Genomic DNA, 13547 nt, shown 5'->3' with positions numbered 1-13547 from the left:
CCTTGAAAACTGGATACCGAAACGAATTTGCGTTTTAGAACATCTTTTAGCAACTTGTGCAAACAAGTAAATGTTATTAGTGAGATGATTCCAAAGAGAATGTCATCGTATGATATTTTCCTGCGGAAAAATCAAGGTTAAGCTAATAAGAGCACACGGAGGATGCCTAGGCGCCAGGAGCCGACGAAGGACGTGGCGAACAACGAAACTGCCTCGGGGAGCTGTAAGCAAGCTTTGATCCGGGGGTGTCCGAATGGGGAAACCCAGCTGTGGTAATTCGCAGTTACTCATACCTGAATACATAGGGTGTGTAGAGGCAGACCAGGGGAACTGAAACATCTAAGTACCCTGAGGAAGAGAAAACAATAGTGATTCCGTCAGTAGCGGCGAGCGAACGCGGAACAGCCTAAACCTAAGAGCTTGCTCTTAGGGGTTGTGGGACGTCTCACATGGAGTTACAAAGGAATATGGTAGGTGAAGAGGTCTGGAAAGGCCCGCGATAGAGGTAAAAGCCCTGTAACCTAAACTGTATTCTCTCCGAGACGGATCCCGAGTAGTGCGGGGCACGTGAAACCCCGTATGAATCCAGCAGGACCATCTGCTAAGGCTAAATACTACCTGGCGACCGATAGTGAAACAGTACCGTGAGGGAAAGGTGAAAAGCACCCCGGAAGGGGAGTGAAATAGAACCTGAAACCGTGTGCTTACAAAAAGTCAGAGCCCTATTAATGGGTGATGGCGTGCCTTTTGTAGAATGAACCGGCGAGTTACGTTTAACATGCAAGGTTAAGCCGAGAAGGTGGAGCCGCAGCGAAAGCGAGTCTGAATAGGGCGAATTAGTATGTGGACGTAGACCCGAAACCGTGTGATCTACCCCTGTCCAGGGTGAAGGTGCGGTAACACGCACTGGAGGCCCGAACCCACGTACGTTGAAAAGTGCGGGGATGAGGTGGGGGTAGCGGAGAAATTCCAATCGAACTCGGAGATAGCTGGTTCTCCCCGAAATAGCTTTAGGGCTAGCCTCGGTATAAGAGTAGTGGAGGTAGAGCACTGATTGGGTGCGGGGTCCGCAAGGATTACCAAGCTCAGTCAAACTCCGAATGCCATATACTTATTGCCGGGAGTCAGACAGTGAGTGCTAAGATCCATTGTCAAAAGGGAAACAGCCCAGACCATCAGCTAAGGTCCCCAAGTGTGTGTTAAGTGGGAAAGGATGTGGAGTTGCACAGACAACCAGGATGTTGGCTTAGAAGCAGCCACCATTGAAAGAGTGCGTAATAGCTCACTGGTCGAGTGACTCTGCGCCGAAAATGTAACGGGGCTAAACACACCACCGAAGCTATGGCTAGATGCTTTGCATCTGGGGTAGGGGAGCGTTGTGTAGGGGTTGAAGGTGTACTGAAAAGAGCGCTGGACACTACACAAGTGAGAATGCCGGTATGAGTAACGAAAAGATCAGTGAGAATCTGATCCGCCGAAAGCCCAAGGTTTCCTGAGGAAGGCTCGTCCGCTCAGGGTAAGTCGGGACCTAAGGCGAGGCCGAAAGGCGTAGTCGAAGGACAACAGTTTGAAATTACTGTACCACCGTAATCCGCTATGAGCGATGGGGTGACGCAGGAGGGTAGTGACGCGGACTGATGGATGTCCGTCTAAGCAGTGAGGCTGATGTGTAGGCAAATCCGCACATCGATAAGGCTGGGCTGTGATGGGGAGCGAAAATTGTAGTAGCGAAGGTCATGATCTCACACTGCCAAGAAAAGCCTCTAGCCAGGAGAAGGTGCCCGTACCGCAAACCGACACAGGTAGGCGAGAAGAGAATTCTAAGGCGCGCGGAAGAACTCTCGTTAAGGAACTCGGCAAAATGACCCCGTAACTTCGGGAGAAGGGGTGCCCCGGTAGTGTGAATAGCACGAGGGGGCCGCAGTGAAAAGGCCCAAGCGACTGTTTAGCAAAAACACAGGTCTGTGCGAAGCCGCAAGGCGAAGTATACGGGCTGACGCCTGCCCGGTGCTGGAAGGTTAAGGGGAGTGGTTAGGGGTAACCCGAAGCTATGAACCGAAGCCCCAGTAAACGGCGGCCGTAACTATAACGGTCCTAAGGTAGCGAAATTCCTTGTCAGGTAAATTCTGACCCGCACGAATGGCGTAACGACTTGGGCGCTGTCTCAACGAGAGATCCGGTGAAATTTTAATACCTGTGAAGATGCAGGTTACCCGCGACAAGACGGAAAGACCCCATGGAGCTTTACTGCAGCTTGATATTGAATTTGGGTACGATCTGTACAGGATAGGTGGGAGCCGTAGAAATCGGAGCGCAAGCTTCGGTGGAGGCGCCGTTGGGATACCACCCTGATCGTATCTAGGTTCTAACCTAGTGCCCTAATCGGGTACGGGGACCGTGTCAGGCGGGCAGTTTGACTGGGGCGGTCGCCTCCTAAAGAGTAACGGAGGCGTTCCAAGGTTCCCTCAGAATGGTTGGAAATCATTCGCAGAGTGCAAAGGCATAAGGGAGCTTGACTGCGAGACCTACAAGTCGAGCAGGGACGAAAGTCGGACTTAGTGATCCGGTGGTACCGCATGGAAGGGCCATCGCTCAACGGATAAAAGCTACCCTGGGGATAACAGGCTTATCTCCCCCAAGAGTCCACATCGACGGGGAGGTTTGGCACCTCGATGTCGGCTCATCGCATCCTGGGGCTGAAGTAGGTCCCAAGGGTTGGGCTGTTCGCCCATTAAAGCGGTACGCGAGCTGGGTTCAGAACGTCGTGAGACAGTTCGGTCCCTATCTGTCGTGGGCGCAGGAAATTTGAGAGGAGCTGTCCTTAGTACGAGAGGACCGGGATGGACGTACCGCTGGTGCACCAGTTGTTCCGCCAGGAGCATGGCTGGGTAGCTACGTACGGACGGGATAAGCGCTGAAAGCATCTAAGCGTGAAGCCCCCCTCAAGATGAGATTTCCCAATTAGTAAGACCCCTTGAAGACGACGAGGTAGATAGGTTGGAGGTGGAAGTGCAGCAATGCATGGAGCTGACCAATACTAATCGGTCGAGGGCTTATCCTATATGTAGAATGCAGATTCGTTTCGGATTCAGTTTTCAGGCATCAAGCCTGAGCATTTACGCTGTAAATGCCCGTTTGGTGGCGATAGCGGAGGGGTTCCACACGTACCCATCCCGAACACGACCGTTAAGCCCTCCAGCGCCGATGGTACTTGGACCGAAGGGTCCTGGGAGAGTAGGACGTTGCCAAGCGGATATTCCCTGATAGCTCAGTTGGTAGAGCACTCGACTGTTAATCGAGTTGTCACAGGTTCGAGTCCTGTTCGGGGAGCCATGCTCTCATAGCTCAGCAGGTAGAGTGCTTCCATGGTAAGGAAGAGGTCACCGGTTCGAATCCGGTTGAGAGCTCCACAGATTTGCAAGGCCCGTTGGTCAAGGGGTTAAGACACCTCCCTTTCACGGAGGTAACATGGGTTCGAATCCCATACGGGTCACCAACTTTTACTTGTACTTACCCTTAGAGGGTCCCATAGATATGGAGGCTTAGCTCAGCTGGGAGAGCATCTGCCTTACAAGCAGAGGGTCGGGGGTTCGATCCCCTCAGCCTCCACCATAATCTTCCTAAGAGATTATGGGCAACATAGAGGTACCATCAATGGGGATTAGCCAAGCGGTAAGGCAACGGACTTTGACTCCGTCACTCATAGGTTCGAATCCTATATCCCCAGCCAAGTGCGAGCCATTAGCTCAGTTGGTAGAGCACCTGACTTTTAATCAGGGTGTCGAAGGTTCGAGTCCTTCATGGCTCACTTTTATTATTATCATGCGCGTGTGGCGGAATGGCAGACGCACCAGACTTAGGATCTGGCGTTTCACGACGTGGGGGTTCAAGTCCCTTCACGCGCACCACTTATTGCGGACGTGGCTCAGCGGTAGAGCATCGCCTTGCCAAGGCGAGGGTCGCGGGTTCGATTCCCGTCGTCCGCTCCATAATTTTGCGCCCTTAGCTCAGCTGGATAGAGCGTTTGACTACGAATCAAAAGGCCGGGAGTTCGAATCTCTCAGGGCGCGCCATTTTATTATTAAGCAATTATAGTATTTATAACGGGATGTAGCTCAGCTTGGTAGAGCACCTGGTTTGGGACCAGGGGGTCGCATGTTCAAATCGTGTCATCCCGATTTTCACCTTTGCGGGTGTAGTTCAATGGTAGAACTTCAGCCTTCCAAGCTGATAGCGTGGGTTCGATTCCCATCACCCGCTCCATAATTTTATAGTAACGGGATGTAGCTCAGCTTGGTAGAGCACCTGGTTTGGGACCAGGGGGTCGCATGTTCAAATCGTGTCATCCCGATACTCAGCTTAATCGCTGCTCAAAAGCTCTTACTTCGGTAAGGGCTTTTTGTTATGTATTGAATATACATATAAATACAGCTAAAGAACATATGTTCTATTATTCCTCCAAAAAAAATCGGACTTCCGGTGGAATTCCAATCCGTAGATAATAGTTTCTCCATGATTCCTCTTGTTCGGGGCTTCGGCCCGAAGAAAGTAATTTTACAGCAAAGACATTAGCTTGACGTTCAAGCTTCCCAGGAGAGAAATAGGAGCTTTCCTCCAGAAAAAAGCGATTGATCCCCTTGTGAAGCCGATCATGTCCTAATTCATGCGCACAAACGAAGCGCTGCCATTCTACAGGCAACTCATTATGAATGACGATAAACCTTCTTCTTAGTTTTCGATAATATAATCCCTTTGTGCCAGTCCCCAGGTTCATGAAGCGGATTTGAATGCCTAGTGCTGCGGCAAGCTCGAACGGGCAGTTGGTTTTATATTTTTTAATCAGACTATTGATCAGTTCATCCATGTTCTTCACCTGCAGCATGTTAGTATAGTTATTTAGTGTCTTTGGATTTTTTTCTCTTATTCATCTGTTTGGCTTCCCAGAACAATCCGGTTAGTACATCTTTAATCCTCTGTTTATCTTCTTTGTCTAATGGAATTCCGTCAAACATCAGCTCTCCATCATCCTCTAGCATTTTTCGAAAGTCTCTTTTATCTTTGCTTGTAGCCCAATCTGGGACAGCCTCATCGCTTGAAAGAGTCTGGTCCTGCAAATACCCTGCCTGATCCATTAGCTCCCCGTAGGGGACGCCAGTGGCCTCAGCAATTTTGCGTAACGTGGTTGGTTTAGGAACCCCTCTTAATCCATTCTCAATCCGGGAAATTTGCGAACCGCTAATTCCGGCTGCTGCTGCTAATTGATTAATGGTGAGTCCTTTTGTTTCCCGAAGATGCTTCATATAATCCCCGAATTCCTGTTTCATCTCAACTCACTCCTTATTGGCTTTAACCTTATGATAATAATATAAGCCATTTTTGCCAATAGGTAAACAACAAAGCGTATATTATTGCCAAAAGGCAAGATAATGGAGGGATATACGCTCTTTTTCGATAAAAACAGCCTAAAACGGGGTTTTACGAGATTGGTAAAGAAGTGGTATATTATAGAAAAATACGAACAGAATACGAACAAGATTTATTTTATCACATTGGGCTGGAAAATTCCGCAAATTAAATCTCATTCAGTTAAACCCAAAAGGAGTGCATAAATGATGAACATATCAACTTTACCAGAGTTGGACCGTCGCCGAACCCAGGTCGCTATAGAGAGCATGTTGGAGAAATACCGTATTTTTAAGACCGTTACATTTGAAGCTAAGGAAGCAAGCACAACTTATTCATACACAGAAAGATTTCATGGTCCTACTAACACTGTAACTGATCAGAATGCTGCGATAGCTTCTTATAATGTGGACATCCCCGCCGCAAGGAGAGCTTATTGTTCCGCAATAGACTCCGTGGTAGAGAGACTCGATACGAGAGAACAGCAGCTGGTACGGGAAAGGTATATGAGAAGAGACGAGATGTACGATTATACGATTTACAATCATGTGTTTGATCCACCGGTAAGTAAGGACACTTACGTGAAGATACGCTCGAAGGCTTTTTACAAGATGGCATTAGCGTTAACGGATCTCGGCTTACTGTCTCTGCAAACTTTAGTAACAACAGCGTCTAAGGTAAAGAAAGAGAAAATGAGTATTACTTAATAGAAATAGAATAGTGTGATTAGTAAAGAAGACTGTATCGTCCGAGCGGATGATGCAGTCTTTTTTTGAATTATAAGAAACTATAAGTTTCAGAATGTACTTTATCCTTATAATCCTCGCACAAAAACTTGCCGTCCATAAAAGGAGGGACCAAGGCTCTTTAGCTTGTCTTCAATTGTCTACCTCCAAAAAACCGCTCAATACCATCCCAAAGCTAGCCAAAACCTCGTCCGTTTACCCTCTCCGCAAGGATAATATGGGGGTATGATTATAACATGGCAAATGAAGCAAAAGAACACCGCAAGAGCATGAATGCTCTGCTAATAGTTCCGCCCTAAGGGTGATGAGAACAACCTAGCGGTGAAAGATTCTTCTCGCATTTGCCTAATGAAGAAGGGATATTATCCAACCTCGGATAGTATCCTTTTTTCTTAAATCTAGTTGAGGGGGTGTCTGCTTAATGTTCATGCAGTTGAAGGTTAACACCATCAAGGATCGACGGACGGTCGCAGATCAGAAAGGAATGGAGTGATGTCGGTACAACAATTGCGAGAACACATTACAAGTACACTTGAACGGTATTTTCCTGATGTGCCTGTATATGTAGAAGGAGAAAAACCTCAAACCGCTTATTTTCATCCCGGATTGATCTCAGCAACACTGGATCGGCAGCGGGAGGGCAGGTATTTAGCGGTCTACCGTTTTGGCATCCGTTATGAGCAAGGCAATTTGCTGGAAGCTGAGAGAATGGCAGATAAGCTGAGTGAGGCGATGGCAGGAATGGAGCAGGATGGTGGAGCTTTTCGTGTAGTTAGGCAAGCTTGGGAAGCTGGAACTGAAGGGCATGGGCCGCTGTTTACAGTTGACTATATGTTGTATTTGCAAAACGACAAGCCTGACAGCATTAAGATGGGACAAATGATTGGAGGAGAACGATTGAAATGAGTACTAAAGGAAGTAACGGGAATGGGTTCAGTAAGGAACAGATTGTGAATTCCCCACTTTTTACGCCGAGGGAAAAGGATATATTGAACGTTATTTTGCAGGATGGCAAGAACTATACGCTAGAAGAAGCAAAGCAATCTATGGGATTGTTCAAAAATAAGGAGGTAATGAACTAATGGCAGGCGGAACATGGACAACGCAAAATAAGGTGCGCCCCGGGGTGTACGTAAATGTAGCATCAAATCAAGGTGCCATCGGCAAAATGGGAGAACGCGGGATTACGGCATTGGCGCTTGCCCTATCTTGGGGAGAGCCGGGAGTAATCATGAGGATTACCCCGCTGGATGATGTGAATAAGCTGCTAGGAGTGGATTTGGAACATCCAACTCTACTGCCAGTGCGTGAAGCGCTGAAACGGGCGGGAACCTTGCTGCTCTATCGATTGAATGAAGGTGTTAAAGCGGCAGTCACGAATAACGGCCTTCAGGTAACAGCTAAATATGGCGGTGTACGCGGAAATGATCTTTCGATTGTAATTGAGAAAAATATAGAGAATGCTGCTCTTTTTGATGTAAAGACGTTGCTTAATGGAACCGAACTGAACAAGCAAACGGTCGGAACGGCTGAAGAGTTGGTCGCGAACGATTATGTTCAATTCCAAAAAAATGGTGCAGAAGGCTTGAAGCTAATTGCAGGCATGCCGCTTACAGGGGGGGCTAACGGAACCGTGACGAATGGAGCACATAGTGACTTCCTGTCTGCTCTTGAGGTGCAGGAATTCCAAACAGTGGGTCTAGTATCGCAGGATAGTGCTCTGAAGGCACTCTACAGTTCTTTTGTGAGACGGCTTCGGGATACAGAAGGGAAAAAGGTACAGGCTGTACTATCCGATTATGCGGCTGCAGGTCATGAAGGTGTGATTAGCGTGAATAATGGGGTAGTACTGAGCGACGGAACTACGATTGATAACGTCAATGCCGTTGCTTGGGTAGCTGGTGCTACAGCAGCAGCTGCTGTTAATGAATCGCTGACTTATCAGGGTTATGATGATTCGGTGGATGCTGATGTAAGACTTAGCCATTCTGAGACTACAGCTGCGTTGCTAAAAGGAGAGCTTATCTTTACTTACAGTGGCGGACGGGCTGTGGTGGAACAGGATATCAATACATTTACCGCGTTTTCACCGGACAAAGGCAAAGCATTCTCCAAAAATCGTGTACTGCGCGTGCTGGATGGAATTGCAAATGATATGAAGCGTATTTTTGAGAACTACTATATCGGTAAGGTCGCAAATAATGAAGATGGCCGTGCTCTTTTCTGGTCACAGTGTGCGACTTATATGAATGATTTGCAGGATATGGGTGCGATTGAGGGCTTTAACGCGCAGACAGATGTTGTAGTTGTGGCTGGTGCAGATAGTGATAGTATCGTGCTGGATGTGGCTGTGAAACCGGTAGATTCGGTAGAAAAAGTATATATGAAAGTGAAGGTGGTTTAAGATGGCATTTTTAAAAGCTAGTGATACAATTTCCGGCCAGGAGGGCCGTGCTTATGCTGTGATTGGTACGCAAACCGAAGAGATGTTCTATGTGAAAACTCTTGAAGCTACAGTAGAAAAAACAAAGGCAGAGGTGAAAACACTGGGCCGCCGGGGTGTTCAGCATAAAGCGACTGGATGGTCGGGCAGCGGTTCGATGACGATTTTTTATATGACTAGTCGTTTCCGCCAGATGATGCTCGATTATATGAATACGGGTGTTGATCAGTACTTCGATATTGAGGTTACGAACGAAGATCCATCGTCCAGCGTGGGGGCACAGCGGATTATTCTAAAAGGGGTGAACCTTGATAGCGTCATCATGGCCTCACTCGATACAGAGTCAGATGCTCTGGAAGAAGAAGTTAGCTTTACCTTTGAAGATGTGCAGATTGTGCAAGCTTTTGGTGCTCCGGTAGGCTCCGGGCTTTAATTAAGACAACAACTAGATAGATTGGAGCAAGCAAGACCCGAACGTAGAATGAGCGGCGGGTCTCTTCTCTGTCTATTGGCAGCTAGTAGCAGGAGAAGTATCTAAATAAATAATTCTAGGAGGAAGACAATGAGCGAATTAAGTTTATTTTTTGCCCAAAATGTAGCATGTGACACGACCGAGGAGTTTGTAGTATCCCAGCGTTTTAAGGATAAGGAAGGAAATGCGGTAGCCTGGAAGCTGCGCAGTATGACTGAGGATGAGAATCAGGAATGCCGCAAGGCCGCAACCCGCAAAGTCAAAGGTAAAAACGGAGTGTATACCTCCGAAATTGAGCCTAACGATTATATGGCGAAGCTGATGACCTCAAGTGTAGTGCATCCGGATCTGAAAAATGCTGAATTGCAGCGTTCTTATGGCGTACTTGGCGCTGAGACACTGCTGCGTAAAATGCTGCTACCGGGTGAATTCGCGGCGTTGGGTGAGCGGGTGCAGGCCTTAAATGGTTTTGGCACGGACATGAACGAGCTGGTGGATGAAGTAAAAAACTAACCAACGAGGGCGATAGTGAAGCCAATTTTGCTTATTACGCCCTCCATGAGCTGCACATTTTACCCCATGAGCTGATGAAGCTGTCTTCGCGCGAACGCGCCGCAATATATGCGATGATTGCTGTTCGAGTAGAGAAGGAGAAGCGGGATCAGGCACGGAGTAAGGCGAGGAAGAGATAGTTAGGGGGTGAGAGAATGGCAGGTGTACAAAATAATATAGCTGGAATACAGCAAGTCTCTAATCAATGGATCAATGATATAACCAATCAGATTACAACACAGGTTTCGGCAAATATTTCAAATTCCTTCTCAGCAACCTTAAACCGTATCAGTATGAAAATAGTCAATAAACCCGTGTACAACATCACTAATAATTACAGTGCAGCTTATACCAGAATTCAAGCATCTATTGGAGGTGCGGTTCAGGCTCAGGAGAGACTGAATGATGCGGCTGATAGAGGGGCTGGAGGAGCTGAAAAGCAAGCAGGAACCTGGGAGAAGCTTACTGGAGCCTTTGAAAAGGCTAAGGGTATGGTGGAAAAAGTTAAAGGTGTCATGGAGAAGGTGCTTGTGCCAGCTGCTGAGCAGCAAAAGTGGGAAGATCTTTTTAAAGCAAAAACCGGAAATGCTGATGTTGGTGTAGCTATGTTTGATAAATTCAAGAAGAGAGCGCTAGAAACCGGACAGGACGTTAGCAAGTCTATGGAAAGTGTCTTGTCGTTTTATCCTAAAACACAAAATACGGACCAGCTAGATAAGCTAATGGATTATTCCACAAGGCTTAGTATGATGTCTCCAGAAGGTAAGGATATTGGCGATACTTCATCAGCGATTAATTCTGCATTTGATGGAGACTCTAGTGACTTAGCATCGATGCTTCAGGTAGATGAAGAGGAGCTTGGTGGACTCGACCTAGTAGCCAGTACGGGGAACATGGGCGCTTTTTTAAGTACTTTGGGAGATATCATGACAACGGCAGGTATGACGAGTACTTCGCTGCAAACCATGATGGATTCACCCGTAAATCAGTGGCAGACGCTTCTTGGAAACTATAACAATTCCTTAGCTGGTATGGGGCAAGGGGCTCTTGCAGCATTTTCCCCGTTGTTAAGCATTCTTAACGATGCGTTCTCAGAGGGTACCTTTCAGCCTATTATCGATGGGATGGCCATTGGATTGGCTATTATAGCACAAGGTTTTTCACAAGTAGTACAGGGAGCTTTGTTCCTTTGGAGTGTTCTTAGCAGCACGTTGCCTTATGTAGTACCAATTCTTTTGGGAATTGTTGCTGGGATTATAGCTTATAAAATTGCCATGGGTGCAGCTGCAATCGCAACTAATATGTCAGCAATTGCGACTGGGATCGCTACTGCTGCGCAAGGGATTTACAACGCTGTGTTAAATGCTAATCCTATTGCGCTTGTAATTGGACTTGTTATTGCACTTATTGTGGCTTTCCTAGGAATTGTCGCAGCTCTTCAGCCAGTAAGAGATTTTCTTGCCAATATGTTTAGGGCTCTGGGACAGATCGTTGCAGATTTTGTAGGTTATGTGATTGATCTTTGGACCGGGTTTATTAATGGCATCATTGATGCTGCCAATTTTTTATTAGGTGGTATTAATAAAGTAATTGGCGCTGTTGGTAAATTTATTGGTATAGAATCAGAGATTAATCTTCATCTTGAACAGGTTGACAGCAGTCAATTTAAACAGAACGTGGAGATGAGCATTGAAAATACTTTTGATACAGCTGCGAATTTCACGCAAGATTTTGATGTTAATAAATTTAAAGAAAGCCTAAACGTTGGGGGAAACACGAATAACGAGACTACAATCAATCAATGGAATACTACTCATCAAGATGATTCAACGAAACCTCCGAAATCGCCTACCATTCCTGAGGTTCCAGTAGTTCCTGTGACGACGAATCCTGCGTTAAATACGCCTTCCGCTGTAGGTTCTTTTCAAAATGCAGGAGTACCGGGTAATCTGAACACCGTCAACCGTGTGAACGAGCTCGGCTCCATCAACGACACCGTAGACATCTCCAGTGATGATCTGAAAATGCTGCGCGAGCTGGCCGAGATTCAGGCGATCCAGAATTTTGTGGAGCTTACGCCGACGGTGCAGGTGACGACCGGGAATATTAACAATGCCGGAGACATTGATACGATTATCAACAAGATCGGGCAAAAGCTGAACGAGGAGTTTGTCTCTACGGCGCAGGGGGTGTATACGTAACGTGGAAGAGTACGGGATTTTTTTGGGCTTTAATAATCAGGAGGATGCAATCCGGCTGCCAGTCAATCCAGAGACCTTGGAAATCAAGGAGAGTGGAGATGGAAAAAGCTATACCATTATCGATCTGGGTGAGATCAATACGATTGCTTATCCGAAGCTTACGGAGATCACAATTGAAAGTATTTTCCCGGCACAAAGGTATCCGTTCGTATTGGTGCAAGAGGATGGATTGAAAAGGCCTTTTGAATATGTGGAACTTATTAAGAAATGGATGAAGAGTCGTCGGCCTATTCGGTTTGTGTTCTCCGGTGTGAGGTATCCCGATGATACGAAAAAGGATGAGAAGAAGTTAAACAAACCGCAGAAATGGCTAGAGGAATCTTCAATTAGTGAGGATAGATCTTTAGAAATTGATTTTGCTGTGAATATGGCTATGAGCATTGAAGGTTTCACTTGGAAGCTTAGTGCGGGTACGTCAGGGGATATTGAATATTCGTTATCTCTCAAAAAATACGTATTCTATCAGGCGGTAGCTGTGAAGGTTGTCAAAGGTGAAGTGAAGGCGGAGCAGAAGCGGGCCAATGAAAAAGCAAAGCCTACTACCTATACCTTAAAAGCTGGAGACAGTCTATGGAGCATCGCTCAAAAAAACCTAGGAGATGGCTCGAAGTACAAAGTCATTCAGAAGCTTAATGGCATTCCGGATAGTGAGCTGAAAAAGCTGCCCATCGGTAAAGTCATCAAGCTGCCGTAGGAGGGTGTTATGGAACTGCTAGTGAAGAATAAAGAAGGGAATCTATGGGATATTTCTGGCATCGTCTCAGATATTTCTTGGAAAACCGCACGGTCAGGTAAACCGTCAACGCTAGAGTTAACGCTTGTGGACAGCGGAATCTATCAGCTCCCCAAGTTCGGGATCAGCAATGGTGATATTATTCAGTTCAGTAAAGATAATGTGGATGTATTTTACGGATTTGTGTTCAGCATTGATACGGGCTCGGATCAGGAGATTAAGCTGACAGCCTATGATCAGATTCGTTATTTGCTGGGCAATGGTAGTTATGTTTTGCAGGATGTTACGGCTAGTGATGTTATCAAGAAAATAACAACGGACTACGGATTAAAGACAGGTGTGCTGGAGGAGACAGAGTACCGGATTCCTTCTTTAATTGAAGATGACAAAAAGCTGTTAGACATCATTATGGGAGCCATCGGCAGTGAGCTTCAGTATAAGGGGCGGTTGATGGCTTTTTACGATGATTTTGGGAAGCTGACGCTGCGTAAACCGGATTCTATGCTGCTTAACCTGGTGCTCGGAGCGGGTCATTATCTGTACGATTATTCGCTCAAAAAAAGTATTGATGACGATACGTACAACACGATTTTTCTGTACAAGGATAACGAGGCATCGGGCAAACGCGATTTCTATCCGGTTAGTGACAAGGACAATGTGAAACGCTGGGGTATCCTGCACTTGTATCAGAAGGCTGATGACAAAGCGAATGCTGCCCAAATTCAGGAGAAGGCAAACAATTTACTGAAAATGCACAACCGTGAAAAGCTCAGTCTCTCCGTACAGGCGATTGGTGATATGCGCGTAAGAGCAGGCAATTTCATTTATGTCCTATTGGATGAATTCGAGACTCAATTGTTTCTGGTGGACCAATGCAGCCATAAGATTTCTGGAGGGGAGCATACCATGTCCCTCGATATTAAGGTGGTGTAGAAAT

The 13547-nt window shown here is 46.6% G+C and carries 11 protein-coding genes, 12 tRNA genes and 2 rRNA genes; 23 read left to right on the top strand and 2 right to left on the bottom strand.

Going from position 1 to position 13547, the window contains the following annotated elements:
* Positions 1–135 precede the first annotated feature (135 nt).
* The 14 genes from NST40_RS28060 (at position 136) to NST40_RS27995 (ending at position 4351) form a co-directional block, all read left to right on the top strand.
* Positions 136–3061, top strand: a 23S ribosomal RNA gene (locus NST40_RS28060).
* A 73-nt stretch (positions 3062–3134) separates the two neighbouring features.
* A 5S ribosomal RNA gene (rrf, locus tag NST40_RS28055) occupies positions 3135–3251 on the top strand.
* A gap of 6 nt (positions 3252–3257) precedes the next feature.
* A tRNA-Asn gene (locus NST40_RS28050) sits at positions 3258–3333 on the top strand.
* 1 nt (position 3334) lies between these two features.
* Positions 3335–3410, top strand: a tRNA-Thr gene (locus NST40_RS28045).
* An 11-nt stretch (positions 3411–3421) separates the two neighbouring features.
* Positions 3422–3496: transfer RNA gene (locus NST40_RS28040), tRNA-Glu, on the top strand.
* 40 nt (positions 3497–3536) lie between these two features.
* Positions 3537–3612 (top strand) — tRNA-Val (locus NST40_RS28035).
* A 43-nt stretch (positions 3613–3655) separates the two neighbouring features.
* Positions 3656–3730: transfer RNA gene (locus NST40_RS28030), tRNA-Gln, on the top strand.
* 5 nt (positions 3731–3735) lie between these two features.
* Positions 3736–3808 (top strand) — tRNA-Lys (locus tag NST40_RS28025).
* A gap of 16 nt (positions 3809–3824) precedes the next feature.
* Positions 3825–3908, top strand: a tRNA-Leu gene (locus NST40_RS28020).
* A 6-nt stretch (positions 3909–3914) separates the two neighbouring features.
* A tRNA-Gly gene (locus tag NST40_RS28015) sits at positions 3915–3989 on the top strand.
* A 7-nt stretch (positions 3990–3996) separates the two neighbouring features.
* Positions 3997–4073 (top strand) — tRNA-Arg (locus NST40_RS28010).
* A 31-nt stretch (positions 4074–4104) separates the two neighbouring features.
* Positions 4105–4178 (top strand) — tRNA-Pro (locus NST40_RS28005).
* Positions 4179–4189: 11 nt separating this feature from the next.
* Positions 4190–4263: transfer RNA gene (locus NST40_RS28000), tRNA-Gly, on the top strand.
* 14 nt (positions 4264–4277) lie between these two features.
* Positions 4278–4351: transfer RNA gene (locus NST40_RS27995), tRNA-Pro, on the top strand.
* 99 nt (positions 4352–4450) lie between these two features.
* Here the strand turns inward: NST40_RS27995 and NST40_RS27990 are convergent.
* Both NST40_RS27990 and NST40_RS27985 read right to left on the bottom strand, forming a co-directional pair.
* Positions 4451–4864: an ImmA/IrrE family metallo-endopeptidase gene (locus NST40_RS27990; RefSeq protein ID WP_036681396.1), complete on the bottom strand. Its 414-nt coding sequence runs from the start codon at positions 4862–4864 to the stop codon at positions 4451–4453.
* 28 nt (positions 4865–4892) lie between these two features.
* Entirely contained in the window at positions 4893–5324 is a 432-nt protein-coding gene (locus tag NST40_RS27985; protein WP_076277838.1) for a helix-turn-helix transcriptional regulator, read from the bottom strand.
* Between the two features lie 285 nt (positions 5325–5609).
* Between NST40_RS27985 and NST40_RS27980 the strand changes: the two genes are divergently transcribed.
* The 9 genes from NST40_RS27980 to NST40_RS27940 all read left to right on the top strand — a co-directional run bounded on the left by NST40_RS27980 (position 5610) and on the right by NST40_RS27940 (position 13543).
* The gene (locus NST40_RS27980) at positions 5610–6110 is read left to right on the top strand and encodes an ArpU family phage packaging/lysis transcriptional regulator (RefSeq protein ID WP_342410221.1); all 501 of its coding nucleotides are present in this window, start codon (positions 5610–5612) and stop codon (positions 6108–6110) included.
* A gap of 531 nt (positions 6111–6641) precedes the next feature.
* Positions 6642–7055 carry a DUF6838 family protein gene (locus NST40_RS27975; protein WP_038573440.1) on the top strand — a complete coding sequence of 138 codons (414 nt, stop codon included), beginning with the start codon at positions 6642–6644 and terminating at the stop codon, positions 7053–7055.
* Positions 7052–7231 (top strand): hypothetical protein, encoded by a 180-nt coding sequence (locus NST40_RS27970; RefSeq protein ID WP_076220512.1) that lies wholly within the window; start codon positions 7052–7054, stop codon positions 7229–7231. The genes NST40_RS27975 and NST40_RS27970 overlap by 4 nt, the downstream gene beginning before the upstream one ends.
* The gene (locus NST40_RS27965) at positions 7231–8553 is read left to right on the top strand and encodes a phage tail sheath family protein (protein ID WP_342410220.1); all 1323 of its coding nucleotides are present in this window, start codon (positions 7231–7233) and stop codon (positions 8551–8553) included. The genes NST40_RS27970 and NST40_RS27965 overlap by 1 nt, the downstream gene beginning before the upstream one ends.
* 1 nt (position 8554) lies before the next feature.
* The gene (locus NST40_RS27960; RefSeq protein ID WP_342410219.1) at positions 8555–9025 is read left to right on the top strand and encodes a phage tail tube protein; all 471 of its coding nucleotides are present in this window, start codon (positions 8555–8557) and stop codon (positions 9023–9025) included.
* A 129-nt stretch (positions 9026–9154) separates the two neighbouring features.
* Positions 9155–9577 carry a phage portal protein gene (locus NST40_RS27955; protein WP_076129761.1) on the top strand — a complete coding sequence of 141 codons (423 nt, stop codon included), beginning with the start codon at positions 9155–9157 and terminating at the stop codon, positions 9575–9577.
* A gap of 194 nt (positions 9578–9771) precedes the next feature.
* Positions 9772–11817 carry a hypothetical protein gene (locus tag NST40_RS27950; protein WP_076220431.1) on the top strand — a complete coding sequence of 682 codons (2046 nt, stop codon included), beginning with the start codon at positions 9772–9774 and terminating at the stop codon, positions 11815–11817.
* Position 11818: 1 nt separating this feature from the next.
* Positions 11819–12571 (top strand): LysM peptidoglycan-binding domain-containing protein, encoded by a 753-nt coding sequence (locus tag NST40_RS27945; RefSeq protein ID WP_076186589.1) that lies wholly within the window; start codon positions 11819–11821, stop codon positions 12569–12571.
* A 9-nt stretch (positions 12572–12580) separates the two neighbouring features.
* Positions 12581–13543 carry a hypothetical protein gene (locus tag NST40_RS27940; RefSeq protein WP_076099867.1) on the top strand — a complete coding sequence of 321 codons (963 nt, stop codon included), beginning with the start codon at positions 12581–12583 and terminating at the stop codon, positions 13541–13543.
* Positions 13544–13547: the final 4 nt, after the last annotated feature.

The sequence above is a fragment of the Paenibacillus sp. FSL R10-2778 genome (assembly GCF_038593035.1).
GTDB classification, from domain to species: Bacteria; Bacillota; Bacilli; order Paenibacillales; family Paenibacillaceae; genus Paenibacillus_AQ; species Paenibacillus_AQ odorifer.
Note: the sequence above shows the minus strand (reverse complement) of the source record. Positions and strands in the feature narration are given on the sequence as shown.

Bases quoted from the DNA above. Each gene is read 5' to 3' on its own strand.
- NST40_RS27990 (WP_036681396.1), bottom strand. From the start codon at position 4,864: ATGGATGAACTGATCAATAGTCTGATTAAAAAATATAAAACCAACTGC.
- NST40_RS27985 (WP_076277838.1), bottom strand. From the start codon at position 5,324: ATGAAACAGGAATTCGGGGATTATATGAAGCATCTTCGGGAAACAAAA.
- NST40_RS27980 (WP_342410221.1), top strand. From the start codon at position 5,610: ATGATGAACATATCAACTTTACCAGAGTTGGACCGTCGCCGAACCCAG.
- NST40_RS27955 (WP_076129761.1), top strand. From the start codon at position 9,155: ATGAGCGAATTAAGTTTATTTTTTGCCCAAAATGTAGCATGTGACACG.
- NST40_RS27970 (WP_076220512.1), top strand. From the start codon at position 7,052: ATGAGTACTAAAGGAAGTAACGGGAATGGGTTCAGTAAGGAACAGATT.
- NST40_RS27975 (WP_038573440.1), top strand. From the start codon at position 6,642: ATGTCGGTACAACAATTGCGAGAACACATTACAAGTACACTTGAACGG.
- NST40_RS27940 (WP_076099867.1), top strand. From the start codon at position 12,581: ATGGAACTGCTAGTGAAGAATAAAGAAGGGAATCTATGGGATATTTCT.
- NST40_RS27965 (WP_342410220.1), top strand. From the start codon at position 7,231: ATGGCAGGCGGAACATGGACAACGCAAAATAAGGTGCGCCCCGGGGTG.
- NST40_RS27950 (WP_076220431.1), top strand. From the start codon at position 9,772: ATGGCAGGTGTACAAAATAATATAGCTGGAATACAGCAAGTCTCTAAT.
- NST40_RS27960 (WP_342410219.1), top strand. From the start codon at position 8,555: ATGGCATTTTTAAAAGCTAGTGATACAATTTCCGGCCAGGAGGGCCGT.